This is a genomic window from Pseudomonas sp. Tav-5-1A (assembly GCF_055755055.1).
Genome location: NZ_CM146901.1, coordinates 4,236,413 through 4,253,623 on the forward strand (window position 1 = coordinate 4,236,413; position 17,211 = coordinate 4,253,623).

12 protein-coding genes are annotated in these 17,211 nt (G+C 65.9%); 8 read left to right on the forward strand and 4 right to left on the reverse strand.

What is annotated here, in order from left to right; genetic code table 11:
• Nucleotides 1-114: 114 nt before the first annotated feature.
• The 3 genes from AC0J42_RS19270 (at nucleotide 115) to AC0J42_RS19280 (ending at nucleotide 6,779) form a co-directional block, all read left to right on the forward strand.
• Complete coding sequence (locus AC0J42_RS19270) at nucleotides 115-5,151, forward strand: dermonecrotic toxin domain-containing protein (protein WP_473003123.1); 5,037 nt, start codon at nucleotides 115-117, stop codon at nucleotides 5,149-5,151.
• A gap of 149 nt (nucleotides 5,152-5,300) precedes the next feature.
• Nucleotides 5,301-6,284 carry a FecR family protein gene (locus AC0J42_RS19275; protein WP_473003125.1) on the forward strand — a complete coding sequence of 328 codons (984 nt, stop codon included), beginning with the start codon at nucleotides 5,301-5,303 and terminating at the stop codon, nucleotides 6,282-6,284.
• A gap of 135 nt (nucleotides 6,285-6,419) precedes the next feature.
• Nucleotides 6,420-6,779, forward strand: a complete 360-nt coding sequence (locus AC0J42_RS19280) for a fe2+ zn2+ uptake regulation protein (RefSeq protein WP_473003127.1) — start codon at nucleotides 6,420-6,422, stop codon at nucleotides 6,777-6,779.
• Between the two features lie 52 nt (nucleotides 6,780-6,831).
• Here AC0J42_RS19280 and AC0J42_RS19285 read toward each other — a convergent pair whose 3' ends face one another.
• A complete protein-coding gene (locus AC0J42_RS19285; protein WP_416425260.1) occupies nucleotides 6,832-7,020 on the reverse strand; it encodes a hypothetical protein in 189 nt (62 codons plus the stop codon).
• 153 nt (nucleotides 7,021-7,173) lie between these two features.
• Here AC0J42_RS19285 and AC0J42_RS19290 point away from each other — a divergent pair, with 153 nt between their 5' ends.
• Together AC0J42_RS19290 and AC0J42_RS19295 are read left to right on the forward strand one after the other, a co-directional pair.
• Complete coding sequence (locus tag AC0J42_RS19290; RefSeq protein WP_473003129.1) at nucleotides 7,174-7,341, forward strand: hypothetical protein; 168 nt, start codon at nucleotides 7,174-7,176, stop codon at nucleotides 7,339-7,341.
• Nucleotides 7,342-7,628: 287 nt separating this feature from the next.
• Nucleotides 7,629-8,021: a Mor transcription activator family protein gene (locus AC0J42_RS19295; RefSeq protein WP_416425262.1), complete on the forward strand. Its 393-nt coding sequence runs from the start codon at nucleotides 7,629-7,631 to the stop codon at nucleotides 8,019-8,021.
• Between the two features lie 62 nt (nucleotides 8,022-8,083).
• Here the strand turns inward: AC0J42_RS19295 and AC0J42_RS19300 are convergent, their stop codons facing one another.
• The 3 genes from AC0J42_RS19300 to AC0J42_RS19310 form a co-directional block, all read right to left on the reverse strand.
• On the reverse strand, nucleotides 8,084-11,758 hold the full coding sequence (locus tag AC0J42_RS19300) for a translocation/assembly module TamB domain-containing protein (RefSeq protein WP_473003131.1): 3,675 nt from the start codon (nucleotides 11,756-11,758) through the stop codon (nucleotides 8,084-8,086).
• 8 nt (nucleotides 11,759-11,766) lie between these two features.
• Nucleotides 11,767-13,494 carry an autotransporter assembly complex protein TamA gene (locus tag AC0J42_RS19305; protein ID WP_416425264.1) on the reverse strand — a complete coding sequence of 576 codons (1,728 nt, stop codon included), beginning with the start codon at nucleotides 13,492-13,494 and terminating at the stop codon, nucleotides 11,767-11,769.
• Between the two features lie 65 nt (nucleotides 13,495-13,559).
• Nucleotides 13,560-14,210 (reverse strand): GNAT family N-acetyltransferase, encoded by a 651-nt coding sequence (locus AC0J42_RS19310; RefSeq protein WP_416425265.1) that lies wholly within the window; start codon nucleotides 14,208-14,210, stop codon nucleotides 13,560-13,562.
• A gap of 177 nt (nucleotides 14,211-14,387) precedes the next feature.
• Here AC0J42_RS19310 and xthA point away from each other — a divergent pair, with 177 nt between their 5' ends.
• From xthA to AC0J42_RS19325, 3 genes are all read left to right on the forward strand, one after another.
• Entirely contained in the window at nucleotides 14,388-15,200 is an 813-nt protein-coding gene (xthA, locus tag AC0J42_RS19315; RefSeq protein WP_416425266.1) for an exodeoxyribonuclease III, read from the forward strand.
• A gap of 193 nt (nucleotides 15,201-15,393) precedes the next feature.
• Nucleotides 15,394-15,684, forward strand: coding sequence for a hypothetical protein (locus tag AC0J42_RS19320; RefSeq protein WP_473003133.1), 291 nt, complete (start codon nucleotides 15,394-15,396; stop codon nucleotides 15,682-15,684).
• 133 nt (nucleotides 15,685-15,817) lie between these two features.
• On the forward strand, nucleotides 15,818-17,137 hold the full coding sequence (locus AC0J42_RS19325; RefSeq protein ID WP_473003134.1) for a substrate-binding domain-containing protein: 1,320 nt from the start codon (nucleotides 15,818-15,820) through the stop codon (nucleotides 17,135-17,137).
• Nucleotides 17,138-17,211: the final 74 nt, after the last annotated feature.

A 17,211-nucleotide genomic window follows, 5' to 3' on the forward strand; every position in this document is an offset into this window, starting at 1 on the left:
CCCGCTCCCGTGTCAATAGCAGAGGCGCCGGAGGGGCGGTGGTACACAACTAACGCCGCCAACAGGCATGGAAAAACTACTTTGGGCGCCCATTTCGCGGCAATTGGAGCCGTCATGCCTACCCCTACCGTTCATGTGCCGTTTTTCCACCCCGACCTGCTGCGCAGCCGGTTTATCAGCAACGTCAGCCAGGCCTTCAGAGACGAACGCCTCAGCCAGGTGGAGCACGACTGGCTGCTGGCCGACAAATCGCCTGATACCTTGCGCGTCGACCAACCGCTGCTGGCCCCCGACCAGCGCCCGGACCCGCAGCTGGCAGGCGCCATGGTGTTCAGCCACCCCGACCCGGTAAACCCCTCCGTTTACCTGTGGACGCTGCTGGACGGCATCCAGCCCTTTACCGACCGCACGGCCCTGGAGACTCGCCTGCGCACATTGCAAGGGGCGCCGCAGGCGCAGTTTGAACTGGAGCAGGTGCAGCCGCCGTTGTTCGACAGCATCAGCGCCACCTATGTGTTGCAACGCGCCGACCACCTGGCCGAAGCAGCCCGCTGGTTCGGGCAACTGCCCGCGCTGGACAGCCAGTTGCAGAACCGTGTGAAAGCAACCCTGACAGCGCAATACCCAGGCAAGGCCAACGACCCCGATAATGTCTGGCTGCAATACGTCAACAAGCAGGATGGCAACGTCAGCCAGACCCTTACCCTCGCCGAATATCACCTGCAAGTGTTCGCTGGCCAGCAAGCGCACAGTGAACAGCACCTCAACTGGCTGCCCCACGACGACCAGCCGCTGAGCGACGAGACTCGCACTGCGCTGCAAGCCACGCTGGACGAGAGCTTCACCGCCCTGCCCGATGCGTATGTCGCGGCGCTGCAGCAGGCCTGGCAACCCCAGCGTGCATCCCTTACCCAACTCTATGGCGCGGCCTTCTACCAAGCCCTGCTGCAAGCGCTCGCCAACGGTCAATTGCTGGGCGACCACTGGCCCTGGCTACGCGCGGCCCTGATCGAGGGCCATGCCTGCGGGCTGGCCCTGGCAGAACATGGCGAATCCACGCCACTGGTGACCGTCGCGGGCGCACTGCTGATCGCCGACCCTGCCGGGCCCTCGGTGTATGTCTACGATGGCCAGGGCGGACTGCAGCGCCACGCCAGCCGTATGTCGTTGATGCTTTACCTGACCACATTGCCTGAAGCGCCTGCCGCCGTGGCGCGAGCCGACCATGAGGCATGGGCTGGGCTGGCACGCCCGCAGCTGCTGACCCCGCCCTTGGGCCCTACCCCGCTGCTGGCGTGCATGGACGCCATCGCCCAGTGCCAGGCGCGTAACCTGCGCAGTTGCCTGCAGCAACGGGGTGGGAGCCCGGGCCGCGCCATGGTGCTGGTTGACCAGGCCCTGGACGTTCGTGGGCTGCTCGACCAGCGTCTGCTGAACCTGGACCCAACGCGACGCTGGCGGCCGGTGCCGCTGTTGCAACAAGGCGTGCTGCTGGCGCGGCCCGGCGCGCTGAAACAGACCGCCCAGTGGATGAAGCAACTGCACGAATTCAATAACCGCCACCAAGCCCTGCGCGGTGGTATTGCCGACCTGGAGGAAAGTGCTGCCGATGTACTGGACCCGGCCTTGAGCGTGATCAGCGCACACCTGTCGAGCCAGTCAGTGACCTTCGACCTGAGCGCCCCGGGGGACGAACAACCGCTGTGGGTCAGCCTGGCGGACGTCCTGGTAGAGCGCGTCAGCCGCCCCGAAGGGCGCCCGCGCTGGCTGCCAGCGGCCCAGGAGCAACACGGTGGGGCGCTCCAGGCACTGCCGAAAAGCCTGGTGACAGCGCTGCTGAACCACGCAGGCTCACGCCTGGACAAGACCTTTACCACTGTGCTGGAAGCCGACCGCGGCTTGCGCCTGCAAGGCCTGTGGGCCTGGCCCCAAGCCGAATCCCGGCAGATCCGCGAGGGCCTGCTGCGCCTGGAGCTGGGCATGCAACGGCGTTTTGGCAAGCTTGCGGCCGGCGCCCTCGACCCGTTGCAACAGGTGTTGGACTACCCACTGGAACATCAACGCCCCACTGGCGCAGGCCAGGCCAAGGCCCACGGCGTCAGCGTGCGCTTCAACGACCGGCCCGAGGCGGTGCTGAGCAACGTGTTCGTGGTACACACCGACGGCGATGATTCTGGCCAGGTGCTGCTCTGGTCGGTGCTGGCAGGCGTGGAGGTATTCAGCACCCGCACCTTGCTGCTGCAATCGCTGGGGGATCGCCTGCGTACCCCGCCACTGAACGTCGACTGGCTGTCGTTGTTGCCACCTGACGATGATGAAGCCTTGAGCCGGGCGCTGGGCCGCACACCCGAGGTGCCCCTGAGCCTGTCGACCTGGCCGATCACCGATTCGGTGCCCCGCCGGTTGCAACTCGATGAACGCCGACGTCAACGCCAGGCCGCCCGCAGTGCCTATCAACTCACCTGCACGCTGCGTTTCAGCGGTGAGCTGGTTTGCCGCTACGTGCACCTCACCGCGGTCAAGGACGCCCTCACCACCTACCTGCAGGGACTGGATACTGCCCTGGACTACTGGCACCTCAAGACCACCCTGCCAAGTTGGCTCACCGATGCTTCCTCCCAGGAGCTCACCACCTATACCGCGCTGGTTGGCACCTGCGCGCGCCTGCAGGCATTGGGCGAGGACTATCTGTTCGACATCCCCGACCTCAGGACCTTCACCCGTGGGCGCGTGACTGAACGGCTGCAGCAGGACTTGGGCGACAAGGCGCCGCAGCCGGACGACGTGCTCATCACCCTGCGCCACTTTACCCCCGGCCTGGTGGGGGCCGGTGAGATCCCCTCGCAACTGCCTGCCGCTACCCAGGTGCAACGCGAGACCCTGACAACCGCCGCCATCGACCAGTTGACCTTGCTGCCCGGTACGCCTGCCATCCTCGAGATGACCGACGCCAGCCCATTGCCGGCGGGGCTGGACAGCGATTACGTCCGCAAGATGGTGGCCAGCCTCGACGTCGCCAGCCAGTATCGCCAGCTGCTGGCCACCCGCCTGAGCCCCGACGATGCCGACTACGCGACCCGACAGTTGCGCTACAGCCGCCAGCTGACGGCAGAACTGATCACCGCGGCCTATCAGCAAAAACTGGCGAAGCGCCTGAGCGATACTGCGTACCGCTATGTGGCGGCCGTGCTGACCATGCCCGATGCCCTGGCGCGACAACCCTTGGCCGGTGTCGATGTGGTGATCCGCCCTCTGCAGTTTCAAGCCGCCAGCTACCTTGACCCGGACACGGCGACAGGCATCCACCTGATCGGTCCCAAGGACATCACCCACGGGCCGCTGGTGCTCTACACCCCCTACAACGAACAATCGGTGTTCCGTGAGTACGCCAACGCCGACGACCTGCTGACCAAATTGCGCGCCGACACGGCCATGCAGGTCGAAGTCATCGCCCAACTGGCCCCGTCCATCAGCAACCGTTACGCACGCCACGGGTTTAACCACCCCCACTTGCCCATGCTGGGTGAATCGCCCCTGGACGTGGAACTGCGGCCCGATGGCACCCGGATACACCCCGCCACCCCGGTCGCCGGCAGTGCACTGCACTACCTGTTCCAGGACAACCTGGTGGTATTGAAACGGGCCAACAAGACGGCCACTGTGACCACCGAAGAAGCGAACTGGACGACCTTCCGCTACCTGATGACCCTGGGCATCGAGCAGGGCTCCATCCTCCTGCCAGGCTCCCTGGCCAAAGTGCTCAACCTGTGGCAGAGCGAGAGCTGGTTCCAGGCTTCGATCAACGCCGCGTCCCGGCAACGCTGGGGCGAAGCCTTGACCGACTTCGTTGCAGCCCTTGGCCTGCTCGCCGGCTCGGAAAACTCTACCGAACACATGATGGGCATCGGCCGTCGCCTGTGGCCCGCCGCCCCGCGCCCCGCGGCAGGCCTGCCGGCTACCCCGAACTTCCGCCTGGAGGCAGCGAAAACCGAGCGCATCAGTTTGTTCGAGGCACCTGAGGTGGACCTGCGGCGCATGACCTTCGACGGCAGCCGCAACGTCTATGTCTACGCACATGAACTCTACGTAGTGATACAGGGGCGCGTATGCAAGGTGCGTGAGGAAAACGGCCAATGGTTCCTCACCCGCGACCAGCGCGAGGGGCCACGCATCGAATGGCAGGCGAGCGGCGCTTGGGAACTGGTGATATCGGTGCCACCGTTGAGCAACGGCTACAACATCCTGCGCATCCTCGACCAGCATGGCACTGACCAGCAGATCAACCGTGTATTCATCACCCAGTACAAAGGCATGGCGCGCTTATTTACTGGCGACCCCGCGAAGGCCCAGCAGGTGTGCGCAGCCCACGCCCAAGCCTCCCATTACCTGATAACAGCCCTGGAGAACCTCAATGCCCGCCAACCGCAAAAGTCGCTGCCGGCCCGCACCGAATCGCTGTTGATGGACGTGTTTGGCGTAGCCGCCACGACCCCGAAACTGCTGCACCAGGTGCGTCGTGCCCTGACCAGCGTGCTGTCGGGGCTGCAAGAGCGGTCGCTGGAACCGCTCAATTCCCAGCGGCTGATATTCGGCCTGAATCGACCAGGCTATACCCGCACGCACGGCTTCGTGTTCCGCGGCGATCACCACCGGCGCATTTTCCTGACCGAACAGTTCTTTCAGCTGGACTTCAGCATCCTGCTCAACGTCGATCCGTTCAAGAGCGTGATCGACCCGTTACTTCACGCCCAGGCCACCACCCTGATTCATGAAGTGTCACACCAGGCCAACCGCACCACCGACATCGCCTACCTGAACTCCGGCTACCCGCCGGTCGATACCCTGTACAACACCAGCGCCGGCCAGCAATTCTTCATCCAGCAGCTGAACATGCACCGGCGCGGCCTGTCGCTGCAGACGCCTCATAACCGGCTGTTCAAGCTCGAAGACCGAACGAGCGGTGTGCTGCGTGACTTGACCGACGCGGACGGCAAGGCCCTGGAGCGGGTTTACAAGCACACCGGCACCACGGACCTCGACGCGGCAAGGGATGTGTTCATGCTCGACCCATTGCGCCGCGCCCAGGTGATTCTCGACAACGCCGACTCCGTCACCCTGCTGGCAACGACGCTGGGGCGTGAGCTCTGGTAACCCGCTTGCGCAAGCCCCCTGGCCACCGCACCAGGGGGCCGCGATAAACAATAAGTGCGGGCCGATAAGCGAATTGCCATGATTGCGGGTTCCAGCCATTCGAGGCGAGGGGTTAGAATGGCGGATTGCTTCTGGAGCCTGCCATCGAAATGCCCGCCACCACTGACCACTCTGACGCCATCACCGAGGCCGCCGCCCAGTGGTGCATGCGCCTGCATGCCGAGGATTGCTCGGCGCAGGAGCGCGCGCAGTTCGAACAGTGGCTGGGTGAAGACCCCTTGCATGCCCGGGAGTATGCAGCCATGGCCGAGATCTGGACCCTGTCCGATCAGCTGCCACGGCCTGCGCCAGCCGCGGTGGTGCCACTGCCCACCCGCCGTTTTACCCTGCAGCGCTGGGCCGTGGCAGCGGCGATCAGCGCCGTGGCACTGCCCCTGGCGGCCTACACCGGCTGGAGCGCCGGCTGGCTGCCGGATGCGTACCAGCACGAGACCAGCCAGGGCGCCCTGCGCCACGTGGTGCTGGGCGATGGCACGCGGGTCGAGCTGAACCTGGACAGCGAGCTGAGCTACACCAACTTCAAGGACCACCGCCAGGTGCGCCTGAGCCGCGGCGAGGCCTTCTTCGAGGTCACCCACGACGCCCAGCACCCCTTCGTGGTCAAGGCCGCCGAGGGCCGCATCAAGGTCACCGGCACCCGCTTCAACGTGTGGAAATACCAGGACCAGGTGCGCGTGACCCTGGTGGAAGGCTCGGTGCTGGTCAGCAGCATCAACGCCGACCCGGACGGCGGCTTCCGCCTGGGCCCAGGCATGCAGGCGCGCTACAAGGCCGGCGACTACGAGCCGCAGCTGAGCCAGACCTACGCCGGCGACAACAGCCTGGCCTGGCGCGACGGCAAGCTGATCCTCGACAACCTGCCGCTGGCCGACGCCCTGCCGCTGATCAACCGCTACCTGGAAAAACCGCTGGTGCTGGGCGACGACCACAGTGCGCACATCCGCATCGGCGGCATGTACGACACCACGCGCATCCGCAACCTGGTGGCCAGCCTGCCCAAGGTGCTGCCCATCTACCTGACCCAGAACAACGAAGGCAACACGGTGCTCAATAGCATTCCTGCCCAGCCTTGATGTGAATCTTTTCCAACCTGTACACGGGGAAATCACGAATTTTCCACAGTTGGGGGTTCATGATTCAAGCGGTCCATTCGTCCTATACGTAGGAGCGATATTTCACCGGACCAGCTCTGGAACAGGAGTTTTCCCATGCACAACTCGCCAATGCCCACCCCCGCCCTGGCCGCGGCGCGCCCGCAAACCGCGGCGCAGCCCTTGCCCGAGCGCTGCAGCAACAGCCAGATCAAGGTACTGCTCAAGGCGTACGGCCTGCGCACCAGCCTGATCCGCCTGAAGGTGATCGACGCCCTGCTGGGTGCCGAGCGCGAGGGCCGCAGCATTGGCGTGCGGGCGGTGCACACGCACCTGCAGGAGCTGGACATCCCGCTGTCGTTCCTGAGCGTGCGCGAGGTGCTCAAGCGCCTGGGCAGCGAAGGCGTGATCGAGATGCACGCCGACAAGACCTACGGCCTCAGCGAGCACGCCCTGGGCATGCTGCGCCCGCACTGACGCAGCCTCCCCGTAGCAGCGGCCGCCAGGCCGCGTCACGGCACGACCGGGCTCAGGGCTTGACCTTGCGGCGCATGATGCCGTTCAACACGACCACTACCACGGCGACGCCAATGGCGATGTACTGGAACAGTTTCTCGCTGATCAGGCCGTCCTTCTGCATCCACGACAGGCCCAGCATGATGGCCAGCACGGCGATGGAAATGAAGACGGAATAGATCAGGCGTTGCTTCTGGGTCATGGGGTACTTCCTGGTTCATTTGTATCGAATGGGTGTCAACAACCACACCAAGCACATACCCGATCGCGGGGATGCGCCGGGGTTTTCAGGGTCTCATAGTACAGTGCCCATCCTGCTTTGTGGACGGGTGCTTCACTCTATGAGGATTTACCCATGTTGCGTCGAATCACTCTGCTGATTCCCCTTCTCATGATCGCATCGCTGAGCGGTTGCTGGATGTTCATGCCACCAGGCGGTGGCGGCGGTGGCCACGGTGGCGGTGGTGGCGGCGGTTTCGGTGGCGGCCATGGTGGCGGCCCCGGCTTCATGCAAGGACGCTGATTCCGGAAGCGAGCCTGCGGGCTCGCTTTTTCCATGCCCGTGGCAGCTTTTTTTATCCCTCCCCCATGCTTTCAGCACCCTCACGCTAGCGGCTAAACGCCACAACGCCTGTTTCTGCGCCCCTCCTCCTCGACACGCCGATTCGCACTACACAACAACGCCCATTTTCCTACCGCACACATCACCGTTGCCGTCTGTAGCTGCGCGCGATACGCCTTAGAATTTGCCTGGCACAACCCCCTATCTGGAAGGGCATCCAGCTCCTTCGCCATTACAAGGACGTCAGCATGGACATCAATGACCTCAAGCAAGTCGATATCAGCCAACTGCCCCATTCGCTGCAACGCCTGATCGACTGCATTGGCGTGGAGAACGCCTATCACCTCACCTGCCTGTACGGTGGGCGCCCCAAGTACATCCCCAAGCATGCGCAGCGCACGGCGCTGGCCAAGCACTTGCCGCCCGAAGCCCTGGCACGGCTGATTGAACGTTTCGCCGGGCTGGCGCTGGAGATCCCCAAGGCCGATCACTTCAGCCGGCAATTGCGCAACCGGCAGATCCAGGAGGAAAGTTCCAAGGGCAGTTCGCGCAGTGAGCTGGCGGACAAGTACGGCCTGAGCCTACGCCAGATCGGCAATATCCGTCGCCAGGAAGCCGCGGCCCTGGCCGACCCGTCGTAAGCCATGGCGACATCGCGCCCCGTAGCCGCCCAAGGCGGCTACGGGTTTGCCGCAGGCAGCGGTCAGAAATCGCGCTTGTAGAAGATATCCAATGAGCTGGCCACGCCGCTGGCCACTTCCACGTACACCTTCTTGCTCAGCTTGTAGCGCAAGGCAATGGTGTTGGCGGGCTCGAACACCCCCACGCCGTAGCGCAACGTGAGCTTCTCCGACAGGTTGCCGCTGGCCACCACGCTGGTGGTGGTGCCGCTGCCCTGGGTGTCGAGTTGGAAGTCCTGGATGCCCAGGTCCTTGGCCAGCGTGTCGGTCACCTTCGAACTGCCCGCCAGCCCCAACCCCAGCGCCGCCTGGGCGAGCATGTTGTTGTCCTCGCCGGTGGTGCTCAACGGGCGCCCCAGCACCAGGTAGGACAGCGCCTGCTCCTGGCTCATGGTGGGTTCGGAGAACACCTCGGTGGTCGGCTGTTCGGCGCTGCCGCTCAGGCGAATGCCGGCGATCACGTCATCGGTCTGGCGAATGGCTTCGATGTCCAGGTACGGCTGGGCGATGGGCCCGGCGAACAGCAGCCGCGCGCGGCGAATGGTCAGGCGCTGGCCATAGGCGCGGTAGCGGCCGTCGTTGAGGTTCAGCTCGCCGCGGGTGTCGAGGTTGTCACCGATGTGCAGGTGGCCGGCCAGGTTGGCGCTCAGGCCGAAGCCGGTGAAGGTCAGCTTGTCCTGCCCCACCTCGACATTGATGTCCATGGCCATGGCCATTGGCGCGGCCGCAGGCGGCGCCTGGTGGCCGATGATCACCGTGTCCTCCGAGACCTTGACCGTGGACGGCGGCAGCTCGCGCACGGTGATCGCCCCCGTGGGGATCAACACCTTGCCGGTAACCGCCAGCTTGTCGTCGGCCAGCACGATGTGCAGGTCCGGTGCAGCCTCAAGCTCGGCGTAGGGTTCGACGGTGACCGGCAGCCGCGTGCCCTTGAGGCTGATGTCCGCCGCCAGCGCCTGGCCCCACTGCAGTTGGCCGCCCAGGCTGCCCTGGCCGGCCTTGCCGCTTTTCCAGTCGCCCTGCAGGTGCAGGCTCTCGCCGGCGATCTGTGCCTGCACCTGCAGGTCGGTGAAGCTGACCGGCAGCTGCGCGCCAGCGATCTCGCCGCCGCTGAGCTTGACCGTGCCATTGACCTGCGGGGCCACCAGGGTGCCGGCCAACTGGCCGCTGCCGTCCAGGCGCCCGGCGAGTTTCTCGACCATGGGCGCGAATGGCCGGGCGATGCCGATGTCCAGGCCCTGCAGGCGGAAATCGCCGCTCAGTGGCTTGTTGCGGGCCAGCGGGTCGATGCGTGCGTTCACCTGCAGTTGCCCCAGGCGCTCGCCCTGGAACTGCAACTGGGTGTCGATGCGCCGCGGGCCCAGGGTGCTGCTCAGGCGCAGGACCTGGTAGGGGAAGTCCAGCCATTGGTCCTTGTCCTTGAGGCGCAAGGTGCCACCGCTGGCGTCCACCAGCACCTGGCCCTTGGGCCCGCTGGCGGGCAGGTCCAGTTGCAGGTCGGCGTTGAGCAGGCCCTGCCAGGCGAAGTCCTTGGGCAGCCATTGGGCCAGGCTTTGCAGCGGGAACTGCTTGAGGTGGTAACGCAGCTTGGGCTCGGGCATCAGCCGCTGGTCTTCGCCACACAGGCTGGCGCCGCCCGACTGGAAGCAATGGGCGCCCAGGTTGAGGGTGCCGTTGGCCAGCCGCTCCAGCTTGGCGGGACCGGCCAGGCGCCAGTCCTGGCCGCCGGCCTGGATGTCGGCGCTGGCCAGGCGGCCGCGCCAGTTGCCCTTGTCCAGGGTGCCGTCGAGGGCGGTGGCGAGCACCAGTTGCGGGCCCTTGAGGTCCAGTTGCAGCTGCTGCTTGCGCAGGTCGCCGGCGGCCTTGGCGGTCAGCGTGCCCAGGGCGGTTTCGCCGGCGCGGATGCCGGAGGCCGTCAGGGCCAACGTGCCCTGCTGGGCCTTGCTCAGCGTAGCCGCCAGGTCGATGGCCTGCAGGCGGTTGTCGCCCAGGCCCAGGCCCTGCCCCTTGAGGGCCAACTCGCCCTGGGGCGCCTGCAAGGTGCCGGCGGCATCGATGCGGCCCTTTAACTGGCCCTGCAACTGCGGCCACAGCTGGCCCAGGCGTGGCAGGTCGAGGTCGATGCGCCCGGCCAGGCGCTGGTCCAGGCTGCCGCTGCCGTTGATGTGGTTGTCGCCCAGGCGGATGTCGAGGTTGGCCAGGGTCCAGCGCTGGTCGGCGCCCTGGGCCTTGGCCTGGAGCACCGCCGGCTGGCCGCGCAGGCGGCCCTTGAGGTCGAGGTCGGCGTCCAGTTGCAGCTTGCCGCCGGCCAGCTCGCCCTTGCTGCGCAGAGGGCCCGCCAGGTTGCCGGGCAGCTCCGCGACCCAGAACGCCGGGTCCAGATTGCTCAGGCCCAGGGCGGCGTCCCAGCGCACGGCATCGGCGAAATACAGCTTCAGGCTGCCGCTGGCGGTGCCCTTGCCGGCCGCAAGGTTGAGCTGGGGCAGAAACACCGCGCCCAGGTCGCCGCTGAACGGGCTGGCCAGGCTGAAGGCGCCGGCGGGGCCGTTGAAGTCGCCGCTGAAATTGCCCATGTACTTGCCGTTGCGGTACGCCACTTCAGTGCTGAAGCGGTGCACGCTGACCTGGGGCTCGGCGACGTCGGGGTACAGGTGGTGCCAGGGGAAGTCCAGCCAGTCCAGGCGCGCGTCGGCGCTCAGGCCGCCCTGCCAGCTCAGCTGGCCGTCGAGCTTGACCCGCTGGTTGTCATTGGCGCCCAGTTGCAGGCCCTGGACCTTGGCGCCCTTGGCATCGGCGACGCCGGTCAGGGCCAGGTTCATGGCCTCGCCTTCGGCGGGCAACTGCGCCTTGCCGACGATCTGGTAGCCCGCCTTGAGGTCACCCTTGGCGCTCAAATCCACTTGATTGAGTTGCAGCGTGTCGGGCAGGCTCGGCGCCGCCTTGAACGCCGCGGACACGATATGCAGCTGCGCCGGCAGGTTGTCGGCCAGCGGCTGCAGCTCGCCGCTGACAGTGGCCGGCAGGTAGCCGCTGCTCTGGCCGTGCAGCTGCAGGCTGTCGAGCAGGTTGCCGTCGATGTCCAGCGCCAGCTGCCACGGCTGCTCGCCCACCTTGGGCAGTTGCAGCTGGGCGGTGGCCTTGAGCGGCCAGCGCCCGCCCGGGGCGATGGTGCCGCTCAGGTCCAGGGCCAGGTCATCGCGCTGGGCGTGCAGCGAATCGATGCGCAGGCCATCGGCGGTCCATTGGGCGGCCAGCTTGAGCTTCTGCACCTGCTCGCTGCCATCGATGGACAGGCTGCCCAGATAGATCTCGCCGACTTGCAGCTTGATCGGCAGCTTCAGGTCCGGCAGTTGCAGCGGCCCGCTGTTTTCGGACGGCGCGCTGGGCGGCAGGGTCAGGCTGATCTGTTCAACTTCCAGGCGTTCGATGCACAGGGTCAGGTGCAACAGGCACGAGGGCGACCACTCCAGCAACGGCGTCTTGAGCAGCAGGCGCGTGCCGCCCTGCTCCCAGCGCACCTCGTCGGCGCTCCAGTGGCCACCCAGGTGGCCGCGGAAGTTGTCCACCGCAAGGCCCGGCACCTGGGCCAGGGCCCAGCGGCTGCCGCCAGTGGTTTCCAGCACCAGCAAGGCGCCCGCCACCACCAGCCCCGCCACGACGGCCACGCCGCCACCGGCCCACAGCAGGCCGCGTTTCAACACCCGGTTCAAAGCTCAGGCCCTATGGAAAAGTGAATGCGGAAGCCGCCCGGGTCTTCCAGGGCGTGCGCCAGGTCGACGCGAATCGGGCCCACCGGGGACACCCAGCGGATGCCCACGCCGACGCCGGTCTTGAGGCTGGGCAGCTCCAGGTTGTTGAACGAGTTGCCCTGGTCGACGAAGGTTGCGATACGCCATTTCTCGGCGATGGAGTACTGGTATTCGACGCTGCCGGCCACCAGGTAGCGGCCGCCGATCTTGTCGCCGTCGGAGTTTTCCGGCGACAGGGTCTGGTAATCGTAGCCGCGCACGCTCTGGTCGCCACCGGCGAAGAAGCGCAGCGACGGCGGGATGGCCTTGTAGCCGTTGGTGAGGCTGCCGCCGAACTGCACGCGGCCCAGCAGGCGATGGTTCTCGCCCAGGGTGGTGAGGCCCTTGAGCAGCACGTTGCCGTGCACCAGGTTGGCGTCCGAGCCCAGGCCTTCCTTGGCCACCTGGGTGTCGAACTGCAGGCGGTAGCCGTTGTGCGGGTCGACCTTGTTGTCGCTTTTAAGGTACGAGTAGCTGATGCCCGGCATCAGCAGCGTGCTCAGGCCGCTGTCGTTGCCCAGGCGGTATTCCTCGCGCTGCCACTTGAGCGAGATCACCCGCTGCCAGCCGCTGGGCAGTTTGCTGTGCCACTCGGGGCCCACGGTCAGCAGCTTGCTGAGGCTGTCGGTGTCGGCGATTTCCTCGTACTGGTAACCGGCGGCCCAACGCAGCTTGTCGGTGAGCGGTGGGTCCAGCGGGCGGTCGTACCACAGGCCGATGTTCTGCCGCGGTGCGGACACCTCGGCCTCGGTGCCGTAGCTGTCGCCGTGGGAGTTGACCCAGTGGCGCGTCCAGTTGGCCTTCACCCGCGGGCCCACGTCGGTGGAATAGCCGGGGCCGATGCCGATGGTGCGCGGCTTGCGGGTCTTGAGTTGCACGTCCACCGGTATCACCTGGCCTTCGGCAGAGGTGGGCGCGGCGTCCACGCGCATGCTTTCGAAATAGCCGCTCGATTGCAGGGCCTGGTTGAGCTCGGCCACCAGCTGCGAGTCATAGGGGGTGCCGGGCTTGAACGGCACCATGCGTTGCAGCAGGTCGTCGTCGAACGGCGTGTCGCCTTCGAAATGCACGGCACCGAGGGTGAAGCGCGGGCCACTGTCGTACACCAGCTCGATGTCGGCCACGCCGGCGACCGGGTCCACGGCCAGCCGCTGCTGGGTGAAATGGCCCTGGAAATAGCCGTAGCGCGAGGCCTGGTTGAGGATCAGCTGCTTGGCGTCCTGGTAATGGCCGTGGTTGAGCACGGCGCCAGGGCGCAGGTCGGCGCTGTTGGGCAGGCGGAAGCCCTTGAACTGGCTGGCCGGCCCTTCGAGGCGAATGGTGACGTTGCGCAGGTGAATGGGCTCGCCCGGCTCGATGCTCAGCACCAGTTGCGGGTTCGCGCCGTCCTTCACCCGGCTGGCAATGTGCGCCTGGTAGTAGCCCAGGGCCTGGGCGGCCTTGGCGGCCTGCTCTTCGGCGCCGTGGCTGAAACGCTCGAGGGCTTCGGCGTCACGGTCGCCGAGGCTGCCGATGTAGCCTTCGACATTGGCCTTGAGCTCGGAATTGGCTGGTTTTACCTGTACCACCAGTTCGCTTTGCGCGTGCGCGGCAAAACTCGTGAACAGCAACACCAGACCGCGGGTAAATCGTCCTGAAAACTTCATGGCGCGGATGCTATCACGGTAAAGCGGCGTTTTAAGAGCGGATCGGCCCTCGCAAGATTCTGATTCTAGACACGAATGTGTTCCAAATGTTGCGGGCTTGCATGAAAAAACACATGTTCGCGGACCGGTCCCACGGCAATCTCGCCAATTTCCTCGTAGCCCTGGCGCTGGTAGAACGCCAGGTAACGGGGGTTGCCGGTGTCCAGCACGACCCCGTCGGAATGCTCGTCGTCGGCGCACCAATTGTGCACGGCGGTGAGCAACTGCTCGCCAAAGTGATGCCCCTGGTACTGCGGGTGCACCGCCAGCAGGGGCAGCACATGCACCGCTTCGCTGGGCAGGCAGGCCAGCACCGACTGGTAGTATTCCAGGTAGCGGCGCGTGCAACCCAGGCCGGTGCTGAGCAGCATGCGCAGGCGCCAGGCCCAGCTTTCGGTGATGCCCAGGCGGCGCTGGGGCGGTGCGATCAGGGCCACGCCCACCAGGCGGTCTTCATGCAGCAGGCCGATGCCGGGCAGGTCCTGGAAGAAATGCTGCTTGACCAGTTCGCGCACCGTGGCCCGCACCCGCTGCTCGTAGCCTGTGCGGTCGGCCTCGAACACGTAGGCGAAGGTCGGTTCGTGGCGATAGGCGTGGTACAGCAGCGAACGCACCTCGCTGGCGTAGCCGCCGTCCAGCATGACTACCTGGGCCGTCTCGGTGGCAGACTGGGACATGGTCAAGCTCCTGTGCACACGGCGCCGCTTGAGTGCGGCGCGTTCTTGTATTGGGGTACGGCAGGGTCGCGAGGTTCCATCCAACTGGACCTTAGCAGTGCCGGCCCCAGCTCGCCATGCTGGCCCCAACCGGGCCCATCCGTTAGCATCGGCGTTTTACCCAGGACTGCCGCCTCCATGAAGATTGTCTCGTTCAACATCAACGGCCTGCGCGCCCGGCCCCATCAGCTGGCGGCGCTGATCGAAAAACACCAGCCCGACGTCATCGGCCTGCAGGAAACCAAGGTCAGCGACGAGCAGTTCCCGCTCGCCGAGGTGCAGGCCCTGGGCTACCACGTGCATTACCACGGCCAGAAGGGCCACTACGGCGTGGCCCTGCTGTCGCGCCAGGCGCCGCTGGCCCTGCACAAGGGCTTCAGCACCGATGAAGAAGACGCCCAGCGCCGGTTCATCTGGGGCACCTTCGCCGACGCCAACGGCAACCCGGTAACCATCATGAACGGCTACTTCCCCCAAGGCGAAAGCCGTGACCACCCCACCAAGTTCCCGGCCAAGCAGCGCTTCTACGCCGACCTGCAGGCGCTGCTGGAAGGCCAGTTCAGCAACGACCAGGCGCTGGTGGTGATGGGTGACGTGAATATTTCCCCCGAGGACTGCGACATCGGCATCGGCCCGGACAACGCCAAGCGCTGGCTGAAGACTGGCAAGTGCAGCTTCCTGCCCGAGGAACGCGAGTGGATGGCGCGCCTGAAGAACTGGGGCCTGGTGGACAGCTTCCGCCACCTCAACCCCGACGTCGCCGACCGCTTCAGCTGGTTCGACTACCGCAGCCGCGGCTTCGAGGACGAGCCCAAGCGCGGCCTGCGTATCGACCTGATCATGGCCTCGCACGGCCTGCTGCCACGGGTGGCGGATGCGGGCGTGGACTATGAACTGCGCGGGATGGAAAAGCCGTCGGACCATGCGCCGATCTGGTTGAAGTTGAGCTAGGCGTACAAACCCCGGCGGGGCGGCAGGGAGGCTGCCCCCGCAGGGATGCTGTGCTTGTTTAACCGATTTTCTAAACGTTTTGCTGCAAAAAAGCCCTTTTCTAATCGTTTTACTTCAGCTCTAATCGTTTTACTCACTTCCACCCCATTTCTTCCCCCTTCGTACAGTACGCCTTTCAACAGGTAAACCACCCATGCCCGACATCGGTTATACCTGGATTGCAAAACACACCGGCATCTCGCCCGTGCAACCCTTCGCCGTGGTCAGCCAGATCAACGGCCGCCGCGCCACGATGTACGACGGTGACCTGCGCAAAGAGCTGTACCCCGAGCGCTATCGCCCCCAGAACCTGCTGATTGACCAACTGGTGTTTGCCCTGCGAACTGGACAAGCTCATCCACTCGATCCGGGGGAACGGCTATGTGCTCTCCGGCAAGCTGCGCAAGCAATACCCCTTGCTCGAGCAGCGCCCTGGGCTGGCTAAGCGCCTGGTCGAGGCCGTTCGCGATGCGTTTGCCCCCGGGCCTGATCGGCCGCGACAAGCACCTGTCACACCCCCGTAACCCCGCTGTCTTATTCTCCCCGGCACCCCTTCGGCCTCCCCGGTGCCTGCGACGATGCCCCGCCTCCCCCGCCTGCTGTTTTTCATCTGCCTGGCCCTGCCCCTCACGGCCTGGGCCGAGGTGCCGGTCCTGCGTATCCAGGGTTCCAATACCATCGGCGCCGAGCTGGGCCCGGCATTGGTGCAGGCGATGCTGCAGGACCAGGGGTTGAAGCAGGTCAAGGTGGAGCCCGGCGCCCACGCCAACGAACAGCAGGTGTCGGCCGTGACCGTGGATGGCCAGCAGCTGCGCATCGAGATTGACGCCCATGGTTCCAGCACCGGTTTCAGCGCGCTGGAGCATGGCGAGGCCGACCTGGCCGCCGCCTCACGGCCCATCAAGGACAGCGAGCTGGTGGCGCTGGACCGCCTGGGTGACCTGAAGAGCGCCGAGGCCGAGCAGGTGATCGCCATCGATGGCGTGGCGGTGATCGTGCACCCCGACAACCCCTTGCGGCAGCTGAGCACCGAGCAACTGGCGCGGATTTTCGCCGGCGAGGTGCGTGACTGGGCCGAGGTGGGCCTGGGCCACGGCCCCATTCACCTGTACGCACGCGATGACCAGTCCGGCACCTGGGAGACGTTCAAGGAGCTGGTGCTGACCCCGCGCGGCAAGAACCTGGCGCCCCAGGCCCTGCGCCTGGAGTCCAGCGAACAGCTGTCGGACGACGTCAGCCGCGACCCCCAGGGCATCGGCTTCATCGGCCTGCCCTACGTGCGCCAGGCCCGCGCCCTGGCCATCGGCGACGGCGCCGCGCAAGCCATGGCGCCCACCATCAGCCTGATCGCCACCGAGGATTATCCCTTGTCGCGGCGCCTGTATTTCTACCTGCCGCCGGCGCGCAACAACCCCTGGGCCCAGGCGCTGGTGCGTTTTACCCAGAGCGACAAGGGCCAGGCCATCGTCGCCCGCTACGGTTTCGTCTCGCAGACCGTGCAGGCCATCCAGGTGCCCGCCACGGCGAACATGCCCGCCGACTATCGCCAGCTGGCGGCCGACGCCCAGCGCCTGTCAGTGAATTTCCGTTTCGCCGAGGGCAGTGCCAGCCTCGACAACAAGGCCATGGCCGACGTGCAGCGGGTGCTGGCCTACCTGCGCGCACGCGGCAAGACCTTCAAGGACGTGACCCTGGTGGGCTTCGGCGATGCCAAGGACGACAGCGCACGCGCGCTGCTGCTGTCGCGCCTGCGGGCCATGACCGTGCGCCGCGAGCTGGCGCGCAGCGGCGTGGTGCTGCGCGACATTCGCGGGCTGGGGGCAGAGATGCCGGTGGCGACCAATGACATGGACGAAGGCCGCATCAAGAACCGGCGGGTGGAGGTGTGGGTGTATTGAGTGCGGACGCGGCCTGCGGTCGCTGCTACGGGTGCGGTGTGCGATCTGTAGCAGCGGCCATGGGCCGCGTCCTG